Source organism: Streptomyces sp. NBC_00539, assembly GCF_036346105.1.
Taxonomy (GTDB): Bacteria; Actinomycetota; Actinomycetes; order Streptomycetales; family Streptomycetaceae; genus Streptomyces.
In genome coordinates this window covers 190,948-213,590 of the sequence record NZ_CP107811.1, presented here as the reverse complement: position 1 = coordinate 213,590, position 22,643 = coordinate 190,948, and the positions used below count along the sequence as shown (strand labels likewise).

The 22,643-nt window shown below is 69.3% G+C and carries 28 protein-coding genes and 2 pseudogenes; 12 read left to right on the top strand and 18 right to left on the bottom strand.

Annotated elements, in window-relative coordinates; translation table 11 throughout:
* Nucleotides 1-194: 194 nt before the first annotated feature.
* Nucleotides 195-764, bottom strand: coding sequence for a hypothetical protein (locus tag OG861_RS01165; RefSeq protein WP_329201451.1), 570 nt, complete (start codon nucleotides 762-764; stop codon nucleotides 195-197).
* Between the two features lie 115 nt (nucleotides 765-879).
* On the opposite strand from OG861_RS01165, the gene OG861_RS01160 reads away from it, so the two are divergent.
* Entirely contained in the window at nucleotides 880-1,185 is a 306-nt protein-coding gene (locus OG861_RS01160) for a 2-phosphosulfolactate phosphatase (protein WP_330260995.1), read from the top strand.
* Nucleotides 1,186-1,488: 303 nt separating this feature from the next.
* A complete protein-coding gene (locus OG861_RS01155; RefSeq protein WP_330260994.1) occupies nucleotides 1,489-2,250 on the top strand; it encodes a MerR family transcriptional regulator in 762 nt (253 codons plus the stop codon).
* A gap of 273 nt (nucleotides 2,251-2,523) precedes the next feature.
* Here OG861_RS01155 and OG861_RS01150 read toward each other — a convergent pair whose 3' ends face one another.
* Both OG861_RS01150 and OG861_RS01145 read right to left on the bottom strand, forming a co-directional pair.
* Complete coding sequence (locus OG861_RS01150; protein WP_330260993.1) at nucleotides 2,524-2,634, bottom strand: cupin domain-containing protein; 111 nt, start codon at nucleotides 2,632-2,634, stop codon at nucleotides 2,524-2,526.
* 276 nt (nucleotides 2,635-2,910) lie between these two features.
* Nucleotides 2,911-4,053, bottom strand: coding sequence for an FAD-dependent oxidoreductase (locus OG861_RS01145; protein WP_330260992.1), 1,143 nt, complete (start codon nucleotides 4,051-4,053; stop codon nucleotides 2,911-2,913).
* Between the two features lie 125 nt (nucleotides 4,054-4,178).
* On the opposite strand from OG861_RS01145, the gene OG861_RS01140 reads away from it, so the two are divergent.
* Nucleotides 4,179-4,754, top strand: a complete 576-nt coding sequence (locus tag OG861_RS01140; RefSeq protein WP_330260991.1) for a TetR/AcrR family transcriptional regulator — start codon at nucleotides 4,179-4,181, stop codon at nucleotides 4,752-4,754.
* 622 nt (nucleotides 4,755-5,376) lie between these two features.
* Here OG861_RS01140 and OG861_RS01135 read toward each other — a convergent pair.
* Nucleotides 5,377-5,718, bottom strand: a complete 342-nt coding sequence (locus OG861_RS01135) for a hypothetical protein (RefSeq protein WP_329201461.1) — start codon at nucleotides 5,716-5,718, stop codon at nucleotides 5,377-5,379.
* A gap of 297 nt (nucleotides 5,719-6,015) precedes the next feature.
* Between OG861_RS01135 and OG861_RS01130 the strand changes: the two genes are divergently transcribed.
* From OG861_RS01130 to OG861_RS01120, 3 genes are all read left to right on the top strand, one after another.
* Complete coding sequence (locus tag OG861_RS01130; protein WP_329201462.1) at nucleotides 6,016-6,300, top strand: hypothetical protein; 285 nt, start codon at nucleotides 6,016-6,018, stop codon at nucleotides 6,298-6,300.
* Nucleotides 6,270-6,629 (top strand): hypothetical protein, encoded by a 360-nt coding sequence (locus tag OG861_RS01125; protein ID WP_330260990.1) that lies wholly within the window; start codon nucleotides 6,270-6,272, stop codon nucleotides 6,627-6,629. Before OG861_RS01130 ends, OG861_RS01125 begins: the two co-directional genes overlap by 31 nt.
* Nucleotides 6,630-6,736: 107 nt before the next feature.
* Nucleotides 6,737-7,159 (top strand): pentapeptide repeat-containing protein, encoded by a 423-nt coding sequence (locus tag OG861_RS01120; RefSeq protein ID WP_330260989.1) that lies wholly within the window; start codon nucleotides 6,737-6,739, stop codon nucleotides 7,157-7,159.
* A 145-nt stretch (nucleotides 7,160-7,304) separates the two neighbouring features.
* On the opposite strand, the gene OG861_RS34210 is transcribed toward OG861_RS01120, so the two are convergent.
* From OG861_RS34210 to OG861_RS01110, 3 genes and pseudogenes are all read right to left on the bottom strand, one after another.
* Nucleotides 7,305-7,451 carry a DUF4334 domain-containing protein gene (locus OG861_RS34210; protein ID WP_443064445.1) on the bottom strand — a complete coding sequence of 49 codons (147 nt, stop codon included), beginning with the start codon at nucleotides 7,449-7,451 and terminating at the stop codon, nucleotides 7,305-7,307.
* Nucleotides 7,452-7,515: 64 nt separating this feature from the next.
* Nucleotides 7,516-7,773: pseudogene (locus OG861_RS01115) on the bottom strand (transposase); the annotation flags it as partial.
* A gap of 25 nt (nucleotides 7,774-7,798) precedes the next feature.
* Complete coding sequence (locus OG861_RS01110) at nucleotides 7,799-8,098, bottom strand: hypothetical protein (protein ID WP_330260988.1); 300 nt, start codon at nucleotides 8,096-8,098, stop codon at nucleotides 7,799-7,801.
* Nucleotides 8,099-8,528: 430 nt separating this feature from the next.
* Between OG861_RS01110 and OG861_RS34205 the strand changes: the two genes are divergently transcribed.
* Nucleotides 8,529-8,660 (top strand): transposase, encoded by a 132-nt coding sequence (locus OG861_RS34205; RefSeq protein ID WP_443064444.1) that lies wholly within the window; start codon nucleotides 8,529-8,531, stop codon nucleotides 8,658-8,660.
* Between the two features lie 42 nt (nucleotides 8,661-8,702).
* Nucleotides 8,703-9,380: an IS5 family transposase gene (locus OG861_RS01105; RefSeq protein ID WP_443064443.1), complete on the top strand. Its 678-nt coding sequence runs from the start codon at nucleotides 8,703-8,705 to the stop codon at nucleotides 9,378-9,380.
* On the opposite strand, the gene OG861_RS01100 is transcribed toward OG861_RS01105, so the two are convergent.
* Nucleotides 9,377-9,868, bottom strand: coding sequence for a MarR family winged helix-turn-helix transcriptional regulator (locus OG861_RS01100; RefSeq protein ID WP_329201471.1), 492 nt, complete (start codon nucleotides 9,866-9,868; stop codon nucleotides 9,377-9,379). The genes OG861_RS01105 and OG861_RS01100 overlap by 4 nt on opposite strands.
* Before the next feature lie 219 nt (nucleotides 9,869-10,087).
* Here OG861_RS01100 and OG861_RS01095 point away from each other — a divergent pair.
* Nucleotides 10,088-10,987 (top strand): annotated as a pseudogene (locus OG861_RS01095) (IS5 family transposase).
* Here the strand turns inward: OG861_RS01095 and OG861_RS01090 are convergent.
* The 8 genes from OG861_RS01090 to OG861_RS01055 form a co-directional block, all read right to left on the bottom strand.
* Entirely contained in the window at nucleotides 10,971-11,507 is a 537-nt protein-coding gene (locus OG861_RS01090) for a GNAT family N-acetyltransferase (RefSeq protein WP_330261946.1), read from the bottom strand. The pseudogene OG861_RS01095 and the gene OG861_RS01090 overlap by 17 nt on opposite strands.
* A 10-nt stretch (nucleotides 11,508-11,517) precedes the next feature.
* Nucleotides 11,518-12,102 (bottom strand): hypothetical protein, encoded by a 585-nt coding sequence (locus OG861_RS01085; protein ID WP_330260987.1) that lies wholly within the window; start codon nucleotides 12,100-12,102, stop codon nucleotides 11,518-11,520.
* Nucleotides 12,103-12,309: 207 nt separating this feature from the next.
* On the bottom strand, nucleotides 12,310-12,498 hold the full coding sequence (locus OG861_RS01080; RefSeq protein WP_329201475.1) for a hypothetical protein: 189 nt from the start codon (nucleotides 12,496-12,498) through the stop codon (nucleotides 12,310-12,312).
* A 112-nt stretch (nucleotides 12,499-12,610) separates the two neighbouring features.
* Nucleotides 12,611-12,961 (bottom strand): hypothetical protein, encoded by a 351-nt coding sequence (locus OG861_RS01075; RefSeq protein ID WP_330260986.1) that lies wholly within the window; start codon nucleotides 12,959-12,961, stop codon nucleotides 12,611-12,613.
* 135 nt (nucleotides 12,962-13,096) lie between these two features.
* Nucleotides 13,097-14,176, bottom strand: a complete 1,080-nt coding sequence (locus tag OG861_RS01070) for a C40 family peptidase (protein ID WP_330260985.1) — start codon at nucleotides 14,174-14,176, stop codon at nucleotides 13,097-13,099.
* Nucleotides 14,177-14,231: 55 nt separating this feature from the next.
* Complete coding sequence (locus OG861_RS01065; protein ID WP_136213015.1) at nucleotides 14,232-14,714, bottom strand: poly-gamma-glutamate biosynthesis protein PgsC/CapC; 483 nt, start codon at nucleotides 14,712-14,714, stop codon at nucleotides 14,232-14,234.
* A complete protein-coding gene (pgsB, locus tag OG861_RS01060) occupies nucleotides 14,711-16,282 on the bottom strand; it encodes a poly-gamma-glutamate synthase PgsB (RefSeq protein WP_330260984.1) in 1,572 nt (523 codons plus the stop codon). The genes OG861_RS01065 and pgsB overlap by 4 nt, the downstream gene beginning before the upstream one ends.
* 6 nt (nucleotides 16,283-16,288) lie before the next feature.
* The gene (locus OG861_RS01055) at nucleotides 16,289-18,502 is read right to left on the bottom strand and encodes a HAMP domain-containing protein (protein ID WP_329201483.1); all 2,214 of its coding nucleotides are present in this window, start codon (nucleotides 18,500-18,502) and stop codon (nucleotides 16,289-16,291) included.
* A gap of 277 nt (nucleotides 18,503-18,779) precedes the next feature.
* Between OG861_RS01055 and OG861_RS01050 the strand changes: the two genes are divergently transcribed.
* Nucleotides 18,780-19,661 (top strand): hypothetical protein, encoded by an 882-nt coding sequence (locus OG861_RS01050; protein WP_330260983.1) that lies wholly within the window; start codon nucleotides 18,780-18,782, stop codon nucleotides 19,659-19,661.
* An 87-nt stretch (nucleotides 19,662-19,748) separates the two neighbouring features.
* On the opposite strand, the gene OG861_RS01045 is transcribed toward OG861_RS01050, so the two are convergent.
* Nucleotides 19,749-20,276: a PadR family transcriptional regulator gene (locus OG861_RS01045; protein ID WP_330260982.1), complete on the bottom strand. Its 528-nt coding sequence runs from the start codon at nucleotides 20,274-20,276 to the stop codon at nucleotides 19,749-19,751.
* A 103-nt stretch (nucleotides 20,277-20,379) separates the two neighbouring features.
* Between OG861_RS01045 and OG861_RS01040 the strand changes: the two genes are divergently transcribed.
* On the top strand, nucleotides 20,380-20,940 hold the full coding sequence (locus OG861_RS01040; RefSeq protein WP_330260981.1) for a hypothetical protein: 561 nt from the start codon (nucleotides 20,380-20,382) through the stop codon (nucleotides 20,938-20,940).
* Between the two features lie 10 nt (nucleotides 20,941-20,950).
* Here the strand turns inward: OG861_RS01040 and OG861_RS34200 are convergent, their stop codons facing one another.
* Nucleotides 20,951-21,466, bottom strand: a complete 516-nt coding sequence (locus OG861_RS34200) for a hypothetical protein (protein WP_443064442.1) — start codon at nucleotides 21,464-21,466, stop codon at nucleotides 20,951-20,953.
* Nucleotides 21,467-21,519: 53 nt separating this feature from the next.
* On the opposite strand from OG861_RS34200, the gene OG861_RS01030 reads away from it, so the two are divergent.
* The gene (locus OG861_RS01030) at nucleotides 21,520-22,458 is read left to right on the top strand and encodes an NADP-dependent oxidoreductase (protein ID WP_329201493.1); all 939 of its coding nucleotides are present in this window, start codon (nucleotides 21,520-21,522) and stop codon (nucleotides 22,456-22,458) included.
* The last annotated feature ends 185 nt before the right edge of the window (nucleotides 22,459-22,643 follow it).

Genomic DNA, 22,643 nt, shown 5'->3' with positions numbered 1-22,643 from the left:
GCACTGTCCGATCCTGCCACCGGTCGCCGTGGTCCGGACCCCCATCACGACGTGGTTCGTGTCCGCGTAGACCCGGCTCCCACGCCCCGCACGACGGGCGCATCACGGTGCATCCCACCTCGGGCGGCTGACTTCGCCCTCGCACTCGCCTACGACATCCTCGCCTCTCTCGCGGCACCGGCCCGGGCCCAAACTCAGGGGCGAACCGCGCGGACGTGCTCGGCTGAGAGATGGAGTTCGTACGGCAGGCAGCAGTCGGAGCAGAGGGTCGCGACGAGGGTTCCGCAGGCGCACAGCTGGTTCATTCCGCCGTCTGGGGTCGCTCCGCAGCAGGCGGGAGATGCATGCTGCAGCTCCAGGCCGCGGGCGTCGTCCGGGTTGATGACGATGTTGCCTCGTGGGCCCTGCGACACCAAGGGTTTCCCCTCCACGTTCCAGTGGCCTCCGTGGCGTGGCATCACCGGCCCGGGCGCCTGAGCGACCACCAAGGGCCCACCGTACGGCTCCGTCTCGACCGCGTAGCAGCCTGACGGCACGGTCGCCGGCGACGGACCCGGCTCATCGGCGTCCCACCACGCGTAGTAGGGAGCCTCGGGCACTTCGGGCAGCCGTGTGAGGGGCCCCGTCAGGGGGACGCTGCATGTGGCGCACACGAACACCACCGCTTCAGCCCCTGCGGCCGCGTCGGTGATCTCAGCGGGCAGCGTGGCCTGCCGGTGCTCTGGCGTGCCGACATCTTGATCTTGGTTTCGCTGATCACGCATTCGCTGACCGTACGCGGCACACTGCCAGGCGCGGAGTCCACGCCCGGCAGACCGGCACACGACGGTCTGTTGGCTCGTCCGCCAGGGCTACGGGACCGCCGACCGACCCGTCGCGGTGATCGCCTCTGGCGAGCGGTGGCCCGACGGGACTCTGCGGCCCGCCATGGAGGACCTGCTCGGCGCGGGCGCCATCATCGCGACAATGGATGAACAGCTCAGCGGCATGCTCTCACCGGAAGCCGCGCTGGCAGCGGCCGGCTTCCGGGCGACACTGGACATCAGTGCCGCAGTGGCCGCCAGTTCATCCGGGCGGGAGCTCATCGGCGGGGGATTTGCCGAGGACGTCGTTGTCGCCACCGAACTGGACGCCTGCACCGCAGTTCCCGTCCTCACCGAAGGGGCGTTCACCGTCGCCCAGTGACAACGGGCTCGCACCGCCGCCTCGTGTGACCTGGTGGTGACCCGGCTGCGGGACGCCAACCGGAAGCTGAACGAGGAGAACGAACGGCTCCCCAACGCATACGCCCACGACTCGTGGCCCGCTGCCACCTCTCGAGCCGTTCCACCGCGAACAGTGTGAAGTGCCTGGACGAGGCAGCTTTCGTCCTGCGGTGGGAGAAGTCGAGGCAATGCCCCCTGCTCGGTTGGGCAGGTTGACTTTGCCGTTGCGTCAACTTCTACGGTCATGTGTGGCCGGAGGGTCCGGTCGGGATGGGAGTCGGTGATGGCCTGGTCGATCGCGGAAGTGGCCCGGATGTCGGGTGTGACGTCGCGGACGCTGCGCCATTACGACGAGGTGGGCCTGTTGCCTCCGGCATGGGTGGGGAGCAACGGCTACCGCTACTACGAGGAAGGCGAGTTGCTGCGGTTGCAGCAGATCCTCGTGATGCGGGAGCTGGGCCTGGGGCTGGTGGAGATCGGGGCGGTGCTGGCCGAGCAGGTCGATCGGGTGGAGGCGCTGCGGGCGCACCACCTGCGGCTCATCGCCGAACGGGACCGCTTGGACACACTGGTCCGCACCGTCGGCCGCACCATCGCCGAGCTTGAGGAAACAAGGAGCAAAAGCGGCATGACGAAGATCAACAGGCCGGAGAACCTGTTCGAAGGCTTCGACGGCACACGCCAGTCGGACGAGGCGCGCGAGCGGTGGCCGCAGGCGTGGGAGCAGTCCCGGCAGGTCATCGAGACGCTGACCGCCGAGGACATGGAGCAGTGGCAGCGTGAGGTGACGGCGCAGATGGTCCGCATCGCGGAGTTCATGGCGGCCGGAACACCGGTGGCCGATCCCGCGGTGCAGGCGGAGATCGACGCCCACTACCAGGGCGTGTGCCGGTTCTGGACTCCGAACGCGACGGCTTACAAGGGACTGGCTCAGACGTACGTCGACGACCCGCAGTTCCGCCAGAACTTCGACAAGATCGCCGAGGGCCTGGCCGCCTACCAGCGCGACGCGATGGTCGCCTACGCCGACACCCGCCTGAGCTGATGTGCGAGCTTCGTCAGGAGGCTGCAGACTCCTGACGCGGCACTCGTTGGTTCCTGGGCGCGGTGTTCAGCGCGGATTCTTCATGTTCCAGAGGGCATGGCAGTCGTCGTTGACGACCACACCCACGTTCGCTTGACAGGCGGGAGGCTGCGGCAGCGCAGGGGACCGCCGCAACCTCCCGCTGTCGGCGACGGACATGCCGGGGTGGAGGAGGTAGGAGATGCCGGGCGCGTAGGGGCGTGGCCCGCCGCGCTTGCCGGGGTTGGCTTACGGTCAGGTCTGCGAGGTCTGCCAGGTCTGCCAGGTCCGCCGGAACCAGCCGCCCTCGGCGTGCGGCTCCAGTCCGAGGTGCTGCACCAGGGGAGGAGGAGAGGTCGCACCCATAGGTGGATCTTGGTCCAGGACGGCGTCCGTAGGGTGACGGCGACGCCGGAAGAGCGGATCTCGTCGGCGCGCTTCACGGCGGCCTCCAGTCCGGGGCGCTTCGTGGCGCGGGTGGAGATCTTCTCCGAGAAGACTCGGGTGACCCGGGCCTCGCCGAGTGAGTCGAGTGGTGCGTCGAGGGACTGCCAGATGGTCGAACGAGCGACCACCAATGAAACACCCTCGGTCGGGTAGAGGGGCGTCGCGTGGTGGTGCTCCGGCTCTGGGCGGTGTTGGTCAGCGGCTCTGGGTCATGTGGGCGAGGGTCTGGTTGGCGCTGTCGGGGGCGAAGGCGCTGTCGATGCCTTCGGCCGCTCCTTGGGCGGCTTCGATGGACCGGGGCAGGAGGATGTCCTCGTAGGCGGTGACCGCGTCGTCGATGGTGGGGTGCTCGATGAGGGCAGAGGCGAGGTCGGCGCCGTCGCGCATGGCGAGGTTGGCGCCCATGCCGGAGAACGGGGACATCAGATGGGCGGCGTCGCCGACGAGGGTTATGCCCGGGGTGGGGGTCCAGGTGTGCGGGACGGGCAGGGCGTACAGGGGCCGGTTGATGTAGCCGGTGTCGGTGTCGGTGATGAAGCCGAGCAGATCGTCGCTCCAGCCGGCGAATTCCTTCAGCAACGCTTCGCGGACGGCATGGCCGTCGTCCAGGTCGAGGCCGCGCCGCTGGTGCCAGTCCTCGTCGGTACGCAGGCCGACGTAGGTACGGATGTGGCCGCTGCTGTTGCGCTGGGCGACGAAGCCCTGGTTGTTGTCGAGGGCCATCATGGTGCCGTTGCCGGTGAGGGCGGCGAGCTCCGGGTGGCGGCGGTCGGCGTCGTCGAAGCCGGTCTCGACGAAGGTGACGCCGGTGTAGTGGGGCGTCGCGTCGGACAGCAGGCGGCGGGTTCTGGACCAGGCGCCGTCTGCGCCCACGACGAGATCGGTGTCGACGGTGGAGCCGTCGGCGAAGTGCAGGCGGTGGGTGCCGTCGCTGAGCGGCTCGGCATGGGTGAGCTTGCGGCCCCAGCGCACGGTGCCGGGGGTGAGGGAGTCCAGGAGGAGGTCGCGGAGCTGTCCGCGGTCGATCTCGGGATTGCCTTGGCCGTCCTGGGGCGGTGCGGCGTCGAAGACGGTCTGACCGTTGCGGCTGACCAGACGCATCTGCTCGCCTTCTGGGCGCGAGAGCGCGGTGAAGGCGTCCCACAGTCCTGCCCTGTGCAGGGCGTGCTGGCCGGTGTCGGAGTGCATGTCGAGGGTGCCGCCCTGGTTGCGTGCGGTGCGGGAGGCGTCGAGTTCGTGGACGGTGGCCGGGATGCCGTGCTGCTGGAGGATGCGGGCGCAGGTCAGTCCGCCGGGGCCGGCTCCGATGATGGCGATGCGGGGGGCGGGAGCGTTCATGGTCGTTCTCCTTGGGTCAGGGCCGGGAGTTGCCTCGTCGGTCTGCAGAACTAAAAAAACACACTCATGCAAAAAGTGCAACGACATAACTTTCTTGGTTGTATCTGGTTCTGTATGATGCGGGTATGAGTGCACCCGTTGGACGCCGTGAACGGAAGAAGGCCGCAACCCGCCAGGCGCTGGCCGACACCGCCCTGACCCTGTTTCTCGAGCACGGCTACGACAACGTCACCATCCGCGACATCGCGGACGCCGTGGACGTGTCGACCACCACGCTGCTCAAGTACTTCCCCACCAAAGAAGCCCTGGTCTTCGACGAGGACACCGAGCAGGAGGCCGCCCTCGTCGCCGCCGTCCGCGACCGGCCGGAAGGGCGCAGCATCCCCCAGGCGCTGTGCGCGCACATCAAGCAGGTCCGCATCGGTACCGGCGACCCCGACACACGGTTCGCCGCCTTCGTCCGCCTCGTGGCCGACACGCCCGCCCTGAGTCAGTACGCGCACCGCATGTGGATGCGCCACCAAGACGCACTCGCCCGCGCCATCGCCGAGGCCGCCGGCAGCAGCCCCGACGACTTCCGGTGCGCCGCCCTCGCCCACTTCGCCCTGGAAACCTCGGCGTTCGCCCATCGCACCGACAACGCCGAGTACGCCGTGGACACCGCGTTCACTCTCCTCGAGCACGGCTGGGACGCCCCATAGCGGAGCACTTCGGGCAGGGGCTCAGCGCCCTCGCGCGGCTGCGGCTGCCTTCGCAACAGTGTCCGCCGGGGTGCGGGGGCGGGGCACGGCGGCGGCCGGCCCCAGGTCGAGGCGCTTGTCCATGTCCGGGCGGAAGGTGCCGTACGGGTCCCTGGCGGAGGTCGCCGCCGAGGTCGAAAAGGTGGCGCTGGTCCTTGACCAACCGCCTGCCGGCTGTCGTTGAGGGGCAGGCGTTCCCGCCCGCAGCCCGTCCACGGGACGGCTCCCCGTAGGCCGGAGCGCGCGCGCCGGCCTCCCCGCACGCCTGCCGCACGTCACACAGCCCCTTCCGCATCACCGTGGAACCGTCGATCCGCAGACGAATGCCGGTGAGCTCGGGCAAGCCAGGGCAGCCTGCGCTGGCTCCGGGTGCTGGGCCGTTGGCCGGTACCGCCGGTCGTCGCCGTGCGCAGCTCCCCGCGACTGCCTGCACTGCGACAAAACCGTCACCATCGTGGCGCTTCTCGCCACCCCCGAGGCCGCGCGGCCCGCCATCCCCGCAGCAAGTCCCGACGTCATCCCCATGTGTCGCAGCTGAGCGACCACACGTCACTGGCCTTGGCGCCCGCAGGCGAGGACAGGGTCAGTCAGCGTTCTCGAGCGAGGCCCCGATGTTGTTCCACATGAAGGTGTCCTTCCAGTCCGGGCGCCCCTTGGCCCAGCCGTTCAGGGCAACGATCACCTTTTCCTGGGAGATCGTCCGCGTCTGGTAGTGCTCTGCCGCCGTCCCCTCACGGAACTCCAGCTGATAGGTGTTGTCATCCCTCAGGCACACCTGCACATACCAATCGCCGGACACCTCAGCATCGAGTCGCTCGACCATCATGAAGGCGTTGCCCCGCCTGAGGTTCGCCACCATCCGGCTCAAGGCCGTGGGCCCCGGATTCCTCACCTGATGACCGTGCTCGTCTCTCGCTCGCAGCATGGCCCGATCATCCCCCACGGCTCTGACACCCGTCGAAGAGCAACCACGCCGCCGGCCTCTCTCGCTCCCCGCGTTACCCAGTTGGTTCACTCCGTGAACGGGCGAAGAGTAGCTCTGAGGAAGATTCGGGATCGGCATCAACGACAAGCGCTGGCATTGCCGGAGGCGGGAGCGGGCGGGGCGCGAAGCGCCTACCGGCCGTCTTGGTGAATCAGGGGGTCTGCCGACTGGCTGGTGCGCTGCGCCCGGGAAGGATCGACGTCGACAAACGTTGTCTGATGGTCGAAGGAGCAAGTCGTGATCATCCGTGTTCGTGTTCTGTCTGCTGTCGCGTCAGTCGCTCTGGCCATGGGTGGCGTTGCTCTGACCGCCCCTGCCGCCCACGCCAATGAGCTTGCTTGCCTGCGGGTGCTGGAGGCAAGCGGTGAGAGCGGCGATGCGAGTGAGGGCTTGATCATCTGTGGTGCCACAGGAGAGGGGAGCTTCACTCAGGAGGAGTGCGTGCAAGAGATGCAGGGCAACGGCTTCTCCGAGGCCGTTGCGCAGAAGGCATGCACGGCCGCGAAAGAGAATCGCCGCTGACCCGTCACCACCCGAGGCAAGGCGACAGCGACTCGCTGGAGGACCGGTTGTCCGGTTGGTCCAACGAGGCGGACGCCGACGAGCTGGTCGCCCTGACGGAGGGGGAGTCCGGGGAGTCGGTGGGCCGGCTGAGCGCGCCGGGGACGGCGCCGTTGGTGGTGCTCGGCCAGGTGCGGGTGATCGAGCGGTTCCGGTCGGTGTCGGGCGGGCTGGGGGCGACGCCGGCCCGGCCTGCCGGTCTGCGGGGCGCGCCCCCGCGTCAGGGCCGGCGGGCGGGGTGGTCCGCCACGCCATGGCCTACGCCCGACCGGGGGAGTGGGGACAGCTGAGGACTGGAGCGCCGTGCGTTCTGCTCCCGTACAGCCTTCTGGGCCGGCCGGTGCCGCCGGCGCGCACCAGACGACGGCGGTCTCCCAGGGCTGGCACGATGTCCGCCATGGCCAGAGCGGTGACGGCAAAGCAAGACCTCGCATCCCGCCGTCGGTATGCGGCTCTCCATCGGGAGTCCTTCGACGGCGATGATCTCGTATCGGTGAACTTGCAGCAGTTGTGGTTCACGCGGTGCTCGTTTCGCGGGGCTGGTCTGCGGCAAGCCACCCTGGACGGCTGCCGCTTCAAGCTGTGCGATCTTCGCCGGATTAACCTGAGCGGCGCCTCCCTGCGAGGAGTCTCCTTGGCGGGGTGTGATCTGACCGGCGCTGATCTCCGGGCGGCCGACCTGACCGGCGCGCGATTGGGTCAGGTCCTCACCGGCAACCCGCCTCAGGGGCTGACCAATGCGACCGGCATCAAACTGGACAACGCCGTGCTCCGCGACCTTCAGCTTGACCAGGTCATCGGCTGGCCCATCACGGGGTAACCGGCCGATGCCCGAGGCACATGGACCCGCCTCGCCACATCAGGCGGCCCCTTGGAATCGAGCATCTAGGGATCAGCAGTGATCATCGCCGCGCTACCGCCGCTTCACGGAGAAGTAGAGGTGGCGTCGCCGGTCGAGAACGATGTCATTGCCTCGCCCATGATTCCCATGAGTGTTTCGTCGTCACCCTCTTGAAGTGGTCCATCACCTGTAGGCGGTCGTAGACCATGGCTGCAGTGATTTCGTTCGGGAATTCAATTCCTTCGAGGCCGTGCGGGACGACGGGTTTCACTTTCTGCGCCGGGTGGAAGTTCTTGCGCCAGCAAAGGGTTTCCGTGACGAGCGAGCCGCGGTGGACTGAGCTTGTTCGTTCGCATGGCCAGAACCGCGCCACTGTTTGGACTTATTAATGCATCGTTCGACCGTGTTGCACTGTTTGTACGCCTCGGCGTTAAAGGCCGGTCGGCAGCCTCCGGCGCGGCCTCGCCCGGCCGGTGAACGACCTGGCCGGATTGCCGGGGTACGACAGCCCGGATCCCGCGTCGGCGGAGATGCATCCGGACCGCGCTGGATGAATACGCGCGGTCCGCCAGGACCGCATCTGACCGGACCCGTGTGGACGAGCCGGGTTTGAAGCGGTCATCGCTGCTGAGCGGCTCTGCGTACCGTGCGCATGGTCTGGCACAGGAGATCCCAGGCCAACATGACGGCGGCGATGAACATACAGCTGCTGGCTGCCATCGAGGACCCTATGCCGATCCCTCGTGCGCAGAAGGCGACCCAGGGGGCCGCGCTGCCGAGGTCCCACACGGGCCGTTGCGGCCAGTGAGCAGAGACCATGTCGCTCATGAACCAGCCTGTCAGGGCGAGCAGCGTCAGCCAGAACCCCGCGAGTACCAGCTTCCGCGCAGCCGGCCGCCGCTCCCACACTCCACCCATGGCCCCCCCCGTTGTCGGACTGGCCACTATAGGGGCCTTCCGGTGTGGGAACCCTCCCGCCTACGTCGTCTCTACCGGCGAGTAGCGTCGCGGGCATGGAATCGCTGATGGGCCTCGTCGTGTTGACCTTGTTCGCGCTCTCCGCGTTCTTCGCCGGCTGGGGCACGGTACGGCTTCTGCGCCGCGCGCCTCGGCTGGTACGTGGGCGTACCGCTGCTCGTCACCGTGGGCTCCGGCTACGGTGTGGCCTGGTTGCTGTGGCCGTCTTACTACATCGGTCCGGCTGTCCTGGTGTGGTGGGGCTGCGCATTCTTCGGAAACATCTCAGGCTGGTTCTGCCCAGCCCGAGGACTCCACGCTTAGGCCGTCTCTCTTTGATCCATTCGTCAGTTAGTCGGATGTGTCTGTCCGGTTAGCAATCACCGGTGTGATGTGGGCTCGGATCGAGCCGTTAATGCCGGCAGATCCGGCCCGTGGACGCCGGTGGGCCGACCACCGCCGCACTCTTGAGGTCATCGCATGGAAGTACCGCACCTGTTTGCCTCTTGGCGACCTCCCCTGAAGAACTGGGTTCGTTCCAGACAGCCCACAAAGGCCTGCTCCGGTGGGCAGTCGACGGCACGTGGCAACGGATCTTCGGAGCGGTCCTCTCTGCGGCGGATGCCGGCGACGACATCGGCTGGACCGTATCGGTGGACTCCACTGTGTGCCTGGCTCACCAGCACGCAGGAGGTGCGGGGAAAAAGGGGCGGCCGGCCGGGCCGAGTCCGCAGACCACGAGCTCGGACGCTCCCGTGGCGGCCTGAGCACGAAAGTCCACCTGGCCAGCGGCGACCGAGCCCGGCCCCTCGCCCTCTTCGTGACAGCAGGCCAGGCCGGGGATGCACCCGCCTTCGAAGCCGCCATTGGCCCGAATCCGGGTCCCTCGGTCTGTCCCGGAAGGCCCAGAACGCGACCCACGGCAGTCCTCGCGGACCGGGCCTACTCCTCCCGCGCGATCCGCGGGTATCTCCGCCTTCGCGGCATCCGGGCAGTCATCCCGCAGCATGCTGACCAGATCGGTCACCGCGTGCGGCGCGGGCAGCGCGGTGGCCGACCGCCGGCCTTCGACGCGGAGACCTACAAGCAGCGGAACACCGTCGAGCGGTGCATCAACCGCTTCAAGCAGCGACGCGGCCTGGCCATGCGAACTGACAAGCTTGCCATTGCCTTCCAGGCCGCCCTCCACCTCGCCGCCATCCTCATCCGGATCGCAGCTGACCAACGGCAACGAAGTAGCTAGGAGCTCCCATCTCCCTCGACGTTGGCAATCATCGTGCGCAGCACCTTGAGCGCGGACACGTACTCCTCGTCACTGATGCCCTTATGGACCTCGGCACGCAGCTCCGTGGCCAGCTCACGCAGCCGAACCCTGGCAGCCTCACCGGAATCGGTGAGGTGCAGGTCCTGTCCGGCGTCGATGCTCAGCCAGCCACGGTGCAGCAGCTGGTCGATGACCCGAGGGATCTCGTGCTGCCCGCCCGCAAGGGGGGTCAGCTGGGCGACCACCTCTTCACGGCTGGGTGCCGTGGGGCCGCCGACTACTCGGTTGAGTACCCAGTACTGCGGCTGGGTTACATCGATCCTGGCCATGGCATCACGCAAACGCCGCGTCACAGCCTCGTTGACGAGGCCGGCCCAATAGCCGATGGGCTGGCTGGCCAACATGTCGTCTGTGGCGGCGGGATCAGCCGGCGCCTGGTCAGTGGTGCTGCCGCTTAACGGTTTCATGATCGCGACGCTACACCCCCGTCGTGCAGGTGGACACTGTCGAACGCTGGATCTCCGCCTCAGCACTTCGCGGCCTGGCCGAGCGCACCGGAGGGTTCGCCATCGCTACCAATTGACCCCGTCTCGCCCGTAGTTCGGATCGCCTCAGTGCCGACCAAAGAGACAGGCCCCTCGGCCGTGTATCGAAAGTGGATCTTGGGTTGTGGATGATCACGGTTCATGCGTCGGGGAGATCTCACGGATGAACAGTGGGCGCTGTTGGCGCCGTTGGCGCCGTTGTCGCCGAAGGGGATGAAGGCGGGGCGGCCGCCCGTCTGGCCCCGGCGGCAGCTGATCGGCGGCATAAGGTTTCGGGTCCGTACCGGCGTGCCGTGGCGGGACGTGCCAGTCGAGTACGGGCCGTGGGGCCGGATCTACGACCTCTTCCGCCGATGGCAGCGGGATGGCAGCTGGCACCGGGTCCTTACCCGGCTCCGGTCCCTGGCCAACGCGAAGGGTGCGATCACTTGGGACCTGAGCGTCGACTCCACGGTGTGCCGCGCTCACCAGCATGCGGCCGCTGCCCGCAAGTGGGGTGACCTGTAGAGGAACCACCGGGAGGTGTCTTCACCGAGCCCGGAGATCATGGGCTGGGACGCTCCCGCGGCGGGTGCACAACTTAGTTGCACGTGGCCGTCGAACAGGCCGGAGGCCCATGTCGATCGTGATCACGGCTGGGCAGCGCGGTGACTCGCCGCAGTCGAACGCGTGCTGGAGAAGGTCCGCGTGCCCCGCATCGGACCCGGCCGGCCACCTGTCCTCCCCAATCGCGTGAGGGCTGACAAGGCGTACGCCTCCCGCAGGAACCGCGCCTACCTGCGCCGACGCGGCATCCGTTGCACCATCCCGAACAAGGCCGACCAGGCATGTAACCGCAAGAAGCTAGGCGCTTTAGGTGGCCGGCCGCCCAGATTCGACTACGAGGATTACGAGGACTACGAGGACTACGAGGCTCGGCATGCGGTCGAGTGTGGAATCGACCGACTCAAAAGGCACCGAGCTGTGGCCACCCGCTTCGACAAACTCGCGGTCCGCTACGAGGCGACCGTCCTCGTAGCGGCCATCAACGAGTGGTTGTGACGTACTGGTCCGACGACAACTCGAACACCCGTACTCGCCGACCACCGGCGGGATTGACGGTCTCACGGACGGGATGCATCCCCAGTTTGGTCATGATCCGTTCGGAGGCGTCGTTGCCCACTTGAGCGATGCTGACGATCCGCTCCAGCTCTCGCTCTTCGAACCCGAACCGTACAGCGGCCGCAGCGGCCTCGGTGGCCAAGCCCTGCCCCCAGTGGGAACGTCCCAGCCGCCAGCCGACCTCAACCGCCGGCAGTACCTCCGGCAAGTAATGGGGCACCGAAAGGCCGGTGAACCCGGCCAGCTCGCCAGTGGACCGGATCTCCACGGCGAACAGGCCGAAGCCCTGCGACTCCCACTCGCTCTCCCACGCCTGGACCCGGCCGCGAGTCTGCTGTTCGTCAAGGACGCCGCCGTCACGTATCCACCGCATGACCTCGGGGTCGGCATTGACGGCAGCCATGGGCGCAACGTCTTCCTCGCGCCAGCGACGCAGGATCAAACGGGGAGTCTCAAGCATGACCATCCAATCATTCTTGATCACAAATGGGCTCTCCGTCATCCTCACCAGGCACTTTCAATAGGGAGAGGTGCGCGACCCACTTCGCCGGGTCCAGGGTCTCGTAGGCGAACGGGCTCTTGGTGTCCCCTGACCCTTCGAAGGTGGCCTCCATCGATTGGTTCCAGCTCGCGATGATCCCACCGGGGCCGATCCTGAGGATGCTGAAAGGTCCGACATCAATATGCGGCTGGCGCAGGGTGACCTTCCCGAACCACGGGTGGGCCGCCTCCCTCGTGAGATGGGGTGTCTGCGGTCGTACGAAGTCCGCACCGCCGGTCAGAACCTTCACGCGCATGGAGCCGATGAAGTCCAGTGTGGGCAGCGGTGGTGGGAGGTTCACGGCCGGCGTGGCGCCGAAGGCGTTCGGGCTGAGGCTGATGGTCTGCCCGATGGGTGGGAGCGAGGCAGGTGAGTGCGAGGCGGTGAAGGCGCGGCCGAAGGGTGATACCAGCCGCCGAGTGGCTCCGACAACGCCTTCGGTCAGGAAGTGCCGATCAGCTGCTGATCCGCTCCGGGTTGGCAGCCGGGCCGGTTCTGCCGCGACCGTGACCACTCAGAGCTCCTGACATCGGTCAACGTTCGGTGACGCAGGACAGGGGTAGAGCGCGGTGACGGCGCGACTGTCACGCCCCGCGCCGCGCGGCACAGCTCCGCCACGTCCGCATTCCCCGCCGCAGGCCGCACTGGGCGCCCGTCTCGCCTGTACAGGTCCGGGCCCACGGCCTCTGGGGGCGTGGGCCCGGACCTGTCGGTTGAGGTGTCAGGTGCGGTCGTCCATTTCGTCCTGAACGTCGTCAAAACTCCGCTGGCCCTGCTGCCGGGCCTGGTCGGTGCGCTGCCTCAGGCGCTCCTGCTCCGACTGGCCCTTCTGCTTCGCTTCGTCCTGCTCGCCTTGCAGCTTCTTCTTGGCCTGCTGAGCCTTCGCCTGCATCTCGTCTTTGATGCCCATGAGGGTGCTCCGCTCGTGTGGGGGGAGGGACTCGTCGAGCCTGGCACGGAGGACGGAGGGGCGCCTGATCTCGCTGCCCTGTTCGGGTGAGGCGTAGCGCTAGGGGTCAAGTTCACTCCGGTAGATCTGGCCGGAAGGATGCCGCTGACAGCCGTGAAGAGCTTCGGGATGGACCCTGTTTCAGGGGCAGCCGGTGCCGGAAGGCTGGGATCAGACGCGCAGGGAGTCCGGGGCGTCGGTGGGCCGGCCGGCGCCGCCGGGAAAGCTGCCATTGGCGGTGCTGGGGGAGGCGCAGGTGATTGAACGGTTCCGTTCGCAGGCCGGCACCGCCAGCCTGACAGGCGGCGGCCACGGCCAGCAGCATTCTCAGGGACAGCAGCAGCACCCCGGTGCCTGCGACCAGCACGAAGTAGGCGGCGCAGCCGCCGAGGAGCAGGACCACCCCGCCCACCAGCGTCGTCACGTTAACCAGCGCCGGCACGCCCGTCGGCGCCGAGGAGCCCGCGAAGCACCAGCTCCGCCGCACCCGGCGTTCCTCCGCACGACCATCACCCCCGCGGGGGAGGACCGTCGGCCGACCCCTCCCCGGTTGCCCGGGTCAGAGGCGCTTGGCGCTGCGCAGGGTGGCGGCGTAGTAGCCGTTGCCGTCGAGGCGCGACGCGCCGCCCTTGTCGCCGATGGTGGGGCCGTTGGCCTCCTCGCGGCTCGATATGAAGATCTTGTGGCCGTCGGTGTCGTTGCCCAGGTACATGCCGGTGTGGTCCAGCCGCTCGCCGGTGCGCGCGTCGAGTTTGAAGAACACCAGGTCGCCCGGCTGGAGGACGTCGATGGAGGCGGGCCGGTCCTTCGCGGCGACGCCCTTGAGCGGAAGCACGTCCACGCCGATCTTCGAGCGGGCCATGCCGTTGGCGCTACGGGGCAGCCCGGTGCCGCCCGAGTCGGTGGCCATCAGCGGGAAGCGGCTGCGGTAGCCGAAGACGGTGCGCATGAAGCCGGAACAGTCCATGTCCCGGAACTTGGCCTTCTCGGGCTGCTCCGTCGTGCCGTCGCGGAAGGTGTACGGGATGCCGAGGTAGTCGTAGAAGTCGGACTGCTCCAGGCGCAGGTCGTTTCCCTCGGAGCCGCTCGGGTTGATCGGCCCGAACGCCGCGTCGCCCGCGTACTGGACGCCCGCCGCGTCCTTCTTCACCGGGGCTTTGTCGCCGTACTGGAAGGCGATCGCGAAGATGTCGTCCTCCTCGCTGCCGTAGTACTTCTTGAACCAGTCCTGGAACCACTGTTCGCGTTCCGCGCCGGCCCGCCAGGGTTCGGGCAGGAGGCGGACCCAGGTGTCGGTGACGACCCGGGTCTGTGTGGTGGCCGGCTCGGTGAAGGTGCGGCTCTTGCCGGTCAGCGTCGCGGTCCGGGCTCCGTCCGTGAACGTCGCGAGGACCGCACCGTCGCCGCTGCGCAGCACCGAGCGCTGCGGGTTCTGCAGCCGCTCCCACTTCTGGGTGCCGTCCTGTCCGCCCTTGGCGCCGCCCTTCGCCGCCTGGTCGGTCACGCGCACGGCGGCGGGCGCCTGGGCCTGCTCCTCCTTGCGCAACTCGTAGGTGAGGTAGGCGCTGGAGGCCAGCAGGCTCGTCACCACGAAGGCGTGCAGGACGGGACGGGCGCGACGGGCGGGTTTGACGGTCATCGTTGCTCCGGGCGGTACGGCGGACGGCGTTGCGGGTGGTCGGGCGCGGCGTCGGTCAGGCGTGCGGCAGGAAGCCCAGCAGGATGCCCGACGTCAGGACGACGTACGTCATGAGGGTCGCGGACCCGGTCGCGAGGAGCGTGGCGCCCTTGGGCTGGCGGACCAGCTGGTAGGCGATGAGTCCCGGGACGATGAAACCGAGGGTCTGGTTGGCGTACAGCAGGGGGAACTTCATCTGCAGCACGATGACCACCGTGGCCTGCAGGAGCACGCCGATGAGGACGACGGCGGCGAACAGCCGCTTGCCGTAGAGGATCACGAACTTCTGCGTGACGAGAGTCAGCACGTACGTCAGTACGGTGATGCCCACGACGAGGGCCGCCCGCTGCAGGTCCTCGATGAGGGTGAGGGCGAGCCATCCCGGGGTGATCATGCCGCCGGGGGAGAGGTTCGTGGTCAGGTAGCACAGCAGGGAGAAGAGCAGGCCCAGTGCGATGCCGATCGCGGCGATCTCGGGGGTGAGGACTGCGGGGATCAACGGGGCTCTCCTGGATAGTGCTGCTGCGGGTCGTACCACTGCGGGTCTTGCGACTGCGGGTCGTGTGAATGTGGTGGGTACGGCTGCGGGTCGTGCGGCTGCGGGTGACCGGGCCACGGCTGTTCGAGCGGCGGGTGCTGCCGGGCCGGCCCGGGGTACGGCGCCTGGTGGTACTCGGCCTGCGGGTACTGCGGCTGGTGGTGGGCCGGCTGCGGGTACTGCGCCGCGCCCCCGTCGGGCTGCTGCCGGACGTACTGCCTCGGCACGGGCGGCTGCGCGTACCGCGCCTCCTGAGCGGCGGTGAGGTCCGCGTACGGGTCCAGGTGCGGGGCGTACTGGGGCTGTTGCGCTCCGGCCTGCCGGACCGGCTCGGGGGCGGGCTCGTCCTCGAAGCCGGGGAGTTCCGCGAGGTGCTCCAGGAGGATCTCCCCCTGACCGTGGATGTTGCCGATGGCGACCAGCGAGGACTGCTCGCCCAGGTGGCCGAGCAGCTCGTGCATGAACTCCTCGCCGTCGCGCTGGTCGCCCCCGAGGTCGACGGCGCGCGAACGCCACTCGGCGGGGATCGCGTCGATGGCGCTCTTGGCGGGGTGCCCGATCACGAAGACCTTCTCGGGCATCAGGTCGGGCACGATCTGCCCCATCTGACCGTTGCGCTCGACCCGGTCCGGCCGGCAGTTGATCACCACGTTCAACGGGCGGTCGACCGCCCCGAGGTCGAGGAGCTGGTTGATGTTCATCAGCGTGGACTCGGGGTCGTTCGCGGCGAAGACGTTGGCGAAGCGCACCCGCTTGCCGCCGGGCGCGACGTACCGTTCCACGGACAGCACGCCCGGGTCCGGCGGGGCGTCGTACATCCCCTGGAGGGCGGTCTCCCGGTCGACGCCGAGCAGTTCGGCGACGGTCAGCGCGATGGCGACGTTCTCCTTGAAGGTGAACCAGCTGAACCCGCGCAACTCCTCGTCGCTGACGGTGTCGGGGTCGGCGTAGACGAGCTTGCAGTCACGCGCGTCCGCCTCCTCCTGGAGGACGTGGAAGCGCTCCTTCTCCGCGGTGACGCAGATCCCGCCGTGCGGCATCGACCGCGACAGGGAGCGCCCGATGTCGTCGAGCGTGGGGCCCATCTCGGCGACGTGGTCCTCGCGGACGTTGCACAGCACGCCGATGGTCGACTGGATCAGCTTGGACTGGTTGATCTCCTGGAGTGCCGGCATGACCGCCATGCATTCCATGACCAGCGCGTCCGGCCGGTAGGCGGCGGCGCGCCGGACGATGCCGATCTGTTCGACGACGTTGGCGATGCCGAACTTGCGGTAGACGGGCTCCTCGGTGGCGTCCGGGTGGATGAAGCGGGCCGCGGTGCCGGTGGTCTTGGCGACCGTGCGCAGCCCGCCGCCGCGCAGCGCCCCGGCGCAGAGCCGGGTGATGGAACTCTTGCCGCGGATGCCGTTGACGAGGACCCGGTGGGGTATCCGGTCGAGGTTGGCGTAGTGCCGCCGCTGCTCGATGATGCCCGCGACCAGCATGACCAGGCAGCTGACGAGCAGCACGCAGTAGAGGAAGAGCACGGCGGATCAGTTCCTTCCGGCCGGGGCGGCGCCGGTCCGGCCGGCGCCGCCGCCGGCGTCCCGCTTGCGCTGCTCCTGCAGCTGCTGACGGATGACTTCGAGGCTGCGGGTGACGGCTCCGACCTCGTCGTGGTGTGTGGGGTAGAGGACGGTGCGGCGGTCGCCGTCGGCGAGGGCCTCCGCCCGCTCGGCGAGGGAGCGCAGCGGTCGCACCACGATGATGTGCAGCCAGCCGAGGCAGGCCGCCGCGCCGGTGAGGCCGAGCAGTCCGGCCAGCACGGTGCGGTTCTGCGCGGTGTAGGGGGCGATCTCCAGGCCCTTGGCCTGTTGCAGGCTGACGACCGTCCATCCGAGCGGCTGGGCCACGCCCCCGCCCGTCAGCGGTGCGGCGGCGGCGATGGAGGTCCCTCCGTCGCGGATGACGCCGGCGCGGGCGCCGGGACCCTTGCCCGTCTTCTGGTTCGCGCTCGTCACCAGCGCGTCGAGCCGGTCGTTCGGCAGTCGCGCGAAGGCGAGGTAACCGCTGTTCCCGCCGACCACGCGGTGCTTGCCGTCGACCACGCGGACCTCGCCCAGGCCCGGACGCTTGAGCAGTGCGTTGATGAAGTCGATGCGCAGCTCGCCGACCACCGCCGCGCCGCCCAGGGCGGGCGCCTCGGCGTACTCGGTGATCACCGGCTCGTGGCCGCTGTCGATCACGGTCACCGGTTCGCGGGAGGGTCCCTTGCCGCCGAGGTGGTGGGGCGCGGCGCCGGCCCGGGCCATGACGGTGCCGTCGGACCTCAGCACGTAGAGCGACGCGTAGCGCGCGTGTTGGGTGCGGGTGCGTTCCAGTAGGTCCGTCACCTCGGCGGGGGTGGTCTTGGCGCCGAGGACGGAGGCCACGGAGGTGAGGTCGGCGTGGCCTTCGTTGAGGGCGCGGCGCACCCGGTCGGCGAGGGTGTCGGTGCGCTCGCGCTGGTCGTCGACGATCGTCTGGGGCACCTTGACGGAGGTTCCCGCGCGGTTGAGCGTCAGCAGGAGCGGCGCGGACCATGCCAGCAGGAGGAGGGCGCACACCGCGATCAGGGCGCGCGTTCCGATCCGGCCGCGGCGGCCCGGGCGAGGGCCGTCGGCGGAGGCGCCCGGCTCGCCGAGCGCCTGGCGGCGCAGTCGGTCGAGGGCGGCGCCGATACGGGCCGCCTCGCCGTACTTGGGGAGGGTGACCGGCCGGTTCAGGTCACCGCGGCCGATCCGGCGGCTTTCGAGGAACAGTTGGAGCAGCGGGCGCTGCACGGTGACGACGAGCAGGGCCACGGCGATCGCGCCGAGGACCAGCAGGGCGCCGGCGGCGGCGAGCCAGAAGAAGGAGTCGCCGACGGCGGAGCCCTGTTCGGTGACGCCGACGAACGAGACGACGGTGAGCCCGAGGGCGGTGGCATCGGTGCCCTCGCCGGGCGCCGGTCCGGCGAGCTTGGCGTAGCCGGCCACGGAGCGGTGACCTGACGCGGCGTCTCCCAGCAGACTGCCGCTGACGCCGGGGAAGCCGCCGGAGCCCGGCTCCTTGGACTGGAGCGGGTGCTGCTTCGCCTTCTGCGCCGTCGTCTTCGCGAACGCGTCGAGCTGCTTGCGCTCGCGTCCCGCGTCGGCGACGCCGCTGCTGTCCAGGACTTGTCCGGAGGCGTCGAGGACGGCGATGGCGCGGCCCTTGCCCAGGCTGACGCCCGGCACCCGCAGGCTGTTGGAGGCGACCAGGAGCTGTTGCGGGCGACCCTGCCAGGAGAGCAGGGCCAGGGTCAGGAGGCGGGTCTCGCCGTTTTCGAGCCGCACCATGCGGGGGGCGAGGCCGTTCGGGGCGTTGAGGGTCGTCAGGTCGAGGGCGGTCAGGGGCAGGTTCTCGCCGCGCTGCGCTTCGAGCCGTCCCGACTTGATCTCGATCACGGCCGTGCCGCGCCACTTCTGGTAGACGTTGCCGAGCTTGTCGAGCACCGAGTCCGGTGAGACGGGCTCGCCCGCGCTGAACAGCGAAGCGGTCCGGCCGATGTCGGTGACGCTCTCGTCGAGCGAGGCGCGCAGGGCGATGGCGCCGTCCTCGGCGAAATGCTGCTGGGAAGTGAGGACGGCAGGCGGTACTGTGCCCTTGCCCACGTGGCCGAGTTGGAACGCGGTGAGGGCGGCGAGGGTCAGCAACAAGGCGGACAGGGCTGCGATGGGCGGGCGGATGCCACCCAGCAGGGACATGTCCGCCCTACGGCGGGTCCGGCGCCGCCGCCTCGATCGCGACGCGGCCAACAGAGGCTCCTCTTCGTTCTGTCCTGGAGCCGGTGTGGCCGAGGGATTGCATGGTCTGGTTACGGGGCGGTCCGGAGAAGCTCGGGTTGTCGTGCCGCCGGGTAAACGGAGTACGCCACTCCGCTATTTTTATATGACTATGAGCGCACAGTCGACCAGGCGAGTAACAATTGCGGCACTGTGCGCAGCGTTTGCTCTGCTATGTACCGGTTTGACGCTTTTCCTGGTGCGGCCGGACGCGACGCCGCCCCCTCGGCAGGCCGCGTCGGCGCCACAGCTCTCCCCCGACAACGACCTCGTGCGGCGGATCGCCCTCTTCACCGCGGGCTTCGGCGAGCGCGGGGGTTACCGCGTCCCCACGAGCGAGGAACGATCGACGCTCACCCGGGGCGTCGCCCTCCTGCTCGACGGTGACCCGCAGGCCGCGCGGGCACGGCTCGAGACCGTCGGCTTCACCCTGCACACCGTGACGGACGGCGTCAGCGGCCGACGGTACGCGGAGGTCGCGGACGGGGCGGGGGAATCGGGCCGCGGCAGCCGCGGCTGGGGCCGGGTGTACGTGGACCTCGACCACCCACCGCGCTGGTCGGTACAGGTCCCCCACCCCATCGCCGACGCCCGCACCGAGCTCCTCGGCGCCCGCGTGCTGCGCGGGGCGCCCGGCGGGGTGATGGTGATCGCCGGGGCCCACCGCAACGCGGCCAAGGACGGATCGGCCGACATGGCCCACCGCACGGACTCCGTCTTCCACGGTGTGATCGACGAGCTGATGCGCCGCGAACTCCCGGGCATCCAGTTGCACGGCTTCGCCAACGAGTCCTTCCCCGGCCGCGACGCGGTGGTCTCCACGGGCGCCGGCGACAAGGCCGTGGCGGACGCCGCCCGGTTGACCGCGGCCCTGCGGGGCGACGGCCGCCAGGTCTGTACGGCGTACTCCGGCCGGTGCCGGCTCTCGGGGACGGAGAACGAACAGGGCCAGGTCGCTGCCGGGGAGAACGTACGGTTCCTGCACCTGGAGCTGAACAGGACGGTCCGCGGGGACGACGAGGGACTCGACCGGACGGCGGCAGCGATCGCGACCCTCACGAACAGCTGGGCCGCGGGCTGACGACGGCGACCGGGGCGCGCCCGTACGGCGCCGGCGGCGCCGCCCCCTTCGGCGTCTCGCCGCCCCGCCCGGGCGGCGCCGCCGCTCTCAGCGTTTCGCGGTCGCCTCGATCCGGTCGGCCGCCCACCGCGCCCAGTCGCGGCGCATGGCGTTGAAGCGCAGGCCGTACTCCAGGGCGATCCGGCCGTAGAGCGAAAGGTCGTCATCGCCCCATTCGATGCTGTCGGCCAGCCGGCGCAGTTCCTCGCCGCCCCGTTCCGACATCTCGATCAGGTCCGCCAGGTACGCCTGCGCCTCGGCCGGCTCCAGCACCCCGAGGAAGAACACCCTCAGCAGGACATCGCTGCGGGTGTTGCGCTGGGGCTTGGTCCCGGTCAGCCAGTGCCGCAGTTCGGCGAGCCCCTCGTCGGTGAGGGTGTACTCCTTGCGACCGCGGGGCCCCTCGGCCGCCACCGCGATCCAGCCGACGCCCGCCAGCTTGGTCAGCTCCGTGTAGATCTGGCTCTGCGTGGCCGGCCAGACGTCGGCCAAGGAGGTCTCGAACCGCTTCAGCAGGTCGTAGCCGCTGGCGGGACGCTCCGACAAAAGGCCCAGAAGGGCGTGCTTGAGGCTCATGGACCCAGTCTACCTTCCACAGTTGACAGGTCATATTCGACCTTCTACTTTTGACATGTCAGAGCAGAACCCAGACCAAGCGTCATCACGAAAACGGGGAATCATGACCTACCTGCGCACCTTCCTGCCGTGGATCGTCTTCGCCGTCCTGCCGTCGGGGAGCTGGCAGTGGGCGGCACTGGCCGCCCTGGCGGTCGCGGTGGCGGTCATCGCCCAGCAGGTGCGGGCCGGCGCCGGATTCGACGCGCTGATCATGGAACTGGGCTCGGCCGTCTTCTTCGCCGTGCTGGCCGCGATCGCCTTCGCCGATCCCCGCTCCGGTGTCCACGACTACTCGGCCGCACTTTCCTCCGCCACCCTCGCGGTCATCGCCGGCGTCTCGCTGGCCATTCGCAAGCCCTTCACCCTGGGCATCGCCAAGCGCACCACTCCGCGCGAGGTGTGGGGCCTGCGGCCCTTCGTCCGCACGAACGTCGTCATCACCGCCGTATGGACCGCCGCCTTCGCGCTGACCGCCGCGGTCCTGGCCTTCGTGGCCCACGCCGGGAACGCCCACTCGACCGCCGCCACCGTCATCCAGGTCGCCGGGTTCGCCATCCCGATGATCTTCACCGCCCGCTACGTCGCCCACGTCCAGGCGAAGGCCGGGCTCGCGGGGCGCTGAGTCCGCTCCCTCATTCGGCGTCCGCGGGCGGTGAGGACCGGTCAGACCGGGCGAGCGAAAGGGACTCGGGGCGTTCGAGGCGTTCGCGAGTCTCCGCGCCCAGCGGGACGCAGGTCACCAGGCGCGGGCCCGCGGCGGGTCCCAGCCACAGGTCGGTGTGCTCCAGGTGCAGCAGACCCACATGGCGGTTGCGGATGCACGTCGACTTCCCGCCCTGACCGACCACCTCGTGACGCGCCCTCGCCGTGGGCGGTACCGGCGGGGCGCCGACGATCTCGTGGAGGTAGCCCTCGGAGGCCGAGTGGCCCTCCGGGACGTTCAGTTCGCCGCCCTCCTCATGTTGACGACGAGGCTCACGGTGACCCAGGCGCCGCTGTGCCGGGCGGAGTGGCGGCGGCTGAGCGCCGTAGCCGACGAGGTCGCGCTGGTGCTCGGACAGGGCGGTGCTCGGACAGGGCGGCACCCTGCCGGCGGGTGTGCCGTCCACCGCGGTGGTGGGGCCGGGGCGGAACTCGGGCTTCCGCATCCCGTCGTCAAATTTACTGTTCAACTAAACATCCCGATGCAAAGATGATCTTCATGACGACGACGCGTGTGATCACCCAGCGGGGCATCGGCGGCTCCGACGTGCTGGAACTCGCCGAGACACCCCTCCCTGTGCCCGGCCCGGGCGAGGTGTTGGTCCGGGTGCGGGCCACCGGCATGAACCCGGCCGACTGGAAGGTCCGGGTCGGCAAGGTGGACTTCTTCGGGCCGCCGCCCTACGTCCTCGGCCACGAGTTCAGCGGCACCGTGGAACGGCTCGGCGAGGGCGTGGACCGCTTCGCGGAGGGCGAGGAGGTGTACGGCTGGACCGTGCCGCCGCACGGCAGCCACGCCGACCACGTCGTCGTACCCCAGGACCGGATCGCCCCCAAGCCCCGCACCCTCGACCACGTCGGCGCCGCGGCCCTGCCCATCTCGGGCTTCACCGCCTACCAGGCCCTGATCACCCTCGCGGACGTGGGGCCCGGCCACCGGGTGCTGATCCACGGTGCGGCCGGCGGCGTCGGCCACCTCGCCGTCCAGATCGCCAAGGCCCGGGGTGCGTACGTCATCGGCACGGCGAGCGCCGCCAAGCACGCGTACCTGCGGGACCTCGGCGTCGACGAGCTGATCGACTACACGGTGGCGGACTTCGGCGCGCTCCGCGACATCGACGCCGTACTGGACACCATCAGCCACGACTACGGGCCGCGCTCCCTCGGCACGCTCAAGCCGGGCGGCATCCTGGTGGACGTGGTCGGGGTCGGCGTCGACCGCACCGAGGTCACCGCCCGCGCCGCCGAACTGGACGTGCGCTTCGTGGAGTTCTTCCTCGAGCCGACCCCTGCCGTACTGACCGACTTCGCCGCGCTGATCGACGGCCACGGCATCCGGCCCACCATCTCCGAGACCCTCCCGCTCACCGAGGCGGCGAAGGCGCACGAGCTCAGTGAGACCGGGCGGGTCCGGGGCAAGATCGTGCTGGTTCCGTAGGGTTCGTGCGGCCGGCGGTCGGGGGCGCGCGTCCGGCTTCGGTCGTACCGGGCTACCGGGCGCGGACGCCGCCCGGGAAGCCGCCGACTGCCGCTGTGAGCAGGCCGTACACGTGATCGGCCTACGGCTTCGGCAGGGCCTCGATCTCGTCGTCCGGCCGCCCGGCCAGGGTCGGGTCCTGGATC

Bases quoted from the DNA above. Each gene is read 5' to 3' on its own strand.
- OG861_RS01165 (WP_329201451.1), bottom strand. From the start codon at position 764: ATGCGTGATCAGCGAAACCAAGATCAAGATGTCGGCACGCCAGAGCAC.
- OG861_RS01155 (WP_330260994.1), top strand. From the start codon at position 1,489: ATGGCCTGGTCGATCGCGGAAGTGGCCCGGATGTCGGGTGTGACGTCG.
- OG861_RS01150 (WP_330260993.1), bottom strand. From the start codon at position 2,634: ATGGGTGCGACCTCTCCTCCTCCCCTGGTGCAGCACCTCGGACTGGAG.
- OG861_RS01145 (WP_330260992.1), bottom strand. From the start codon at position 4,053: ATGAACGCTCCCGCCCCCCGCATCGCCATCATCGGAGCCGGCCCCGGC.
- OG861_RS01140 (WP_330260991.1), top strand. From the start codon at position 4,179: ATGAGTGCACCCGTTGGACGCCGTGAACGGAAGAAGGCCGCAACCCGC.
- OG861_RS01135 (WP_329201461.1), bottom strand. From the start codon at position 5,718: ATGCTGCGAGCGAGAGACGAGCACGGTCATCAGGTGAGGAATCCGGGG.
- OG861_RS01125 (WP_330260990.1), top strand. From the start codon at position 6,270: ATGCACGGCCGCGAAAGAGAATCGCCGCTGACCCGTCACCACCCGAGG.
- OG861_RS01120 (WP_330260989.1), top strand. From the start codon at position 6,737: ATGGCCAGAGCGGTGACGGCAAAGCAAGACCTCGCATCCCGCCGTCGG.
- OG861_RS01110 (WP_330260988.1), bottom strand. From the start codon at position 8,098: ATGGGTGGAGTGTGGGAGCGGCGGCCGGCTGCGCGGAAGCTGGTACTC.
- OG861_RS34205 (WP_443064444.1), top strand. From the start codon at position 8,529: ATGTGGGCTCGGATCGAGCCGTTAATGCCGGCAGATCCGGCCCGTGGA.
- OG861_RS01100 (WP_329201471.1), bottom strand. From the start codon at position 9,868: ATGAAACCGTTAAGCGGCAGCACCACTGACCAGGCGCCGGCTGATCCC.
- OG861_RS01090 (WP_330261946.1), bottom strand. From the start codon at position 11,507: ATGCTTGAGACTCCCCGTTTGATCCTGCGTCGCTGGCGCGAGGAAGAC.
- OG861_RS01080 (WP_329201475.1), bottom strand. From the start codon at position 12,498: ATGGGCATCAAAGACGAGATGCAGGCGAAGGCTCAGCAGGCCAAGAAG.
- OG861_RS01070 (WP_330260985.1), bottom strand. From the start codon at position 14,176: ATGACCGTCAAACCCGCCCGTCGCGCCCGTCCCGTCCTGCACGCCTTC.
- OG861_RS01055 (WP_329201483.1), bottom strand. From the start codon at position 18,502: ATGTCCCTGCTGGGTGGCATCCGCCCGCCCATCGCAGCCCTGTCCGCC.
- OG861_RS01045 (WP_330260982.1), bottom strand. From the start codon at position 20,276: ATGAGCCTCAAGCACGCCCTTCTGGGCCTTTTGTCGGAGCGTCCCGCC.
- OG861_RS01040 (WP_330260981.1), top strand. From the start codon at position 20,380: ATGACCTACCTGCGCACCTTCCTGCCGTGGATCGTCTTCGCCGTCCTG.
- OG861_RS34200 (WP_443064442.1), bottom strand. From the start codon at position 21,466: ATGCGGAAGCCCGAGTTCCGCCCCGGCCCCACCACCGCGGTGGACGGC.
- OG861_RS01030 (WP_329201493.1), top strand. From the start codon at position 21,520: ATGACGACGACGCGTGTGATCACCCAGCGGGGCATCGGCGGCTCCGAC.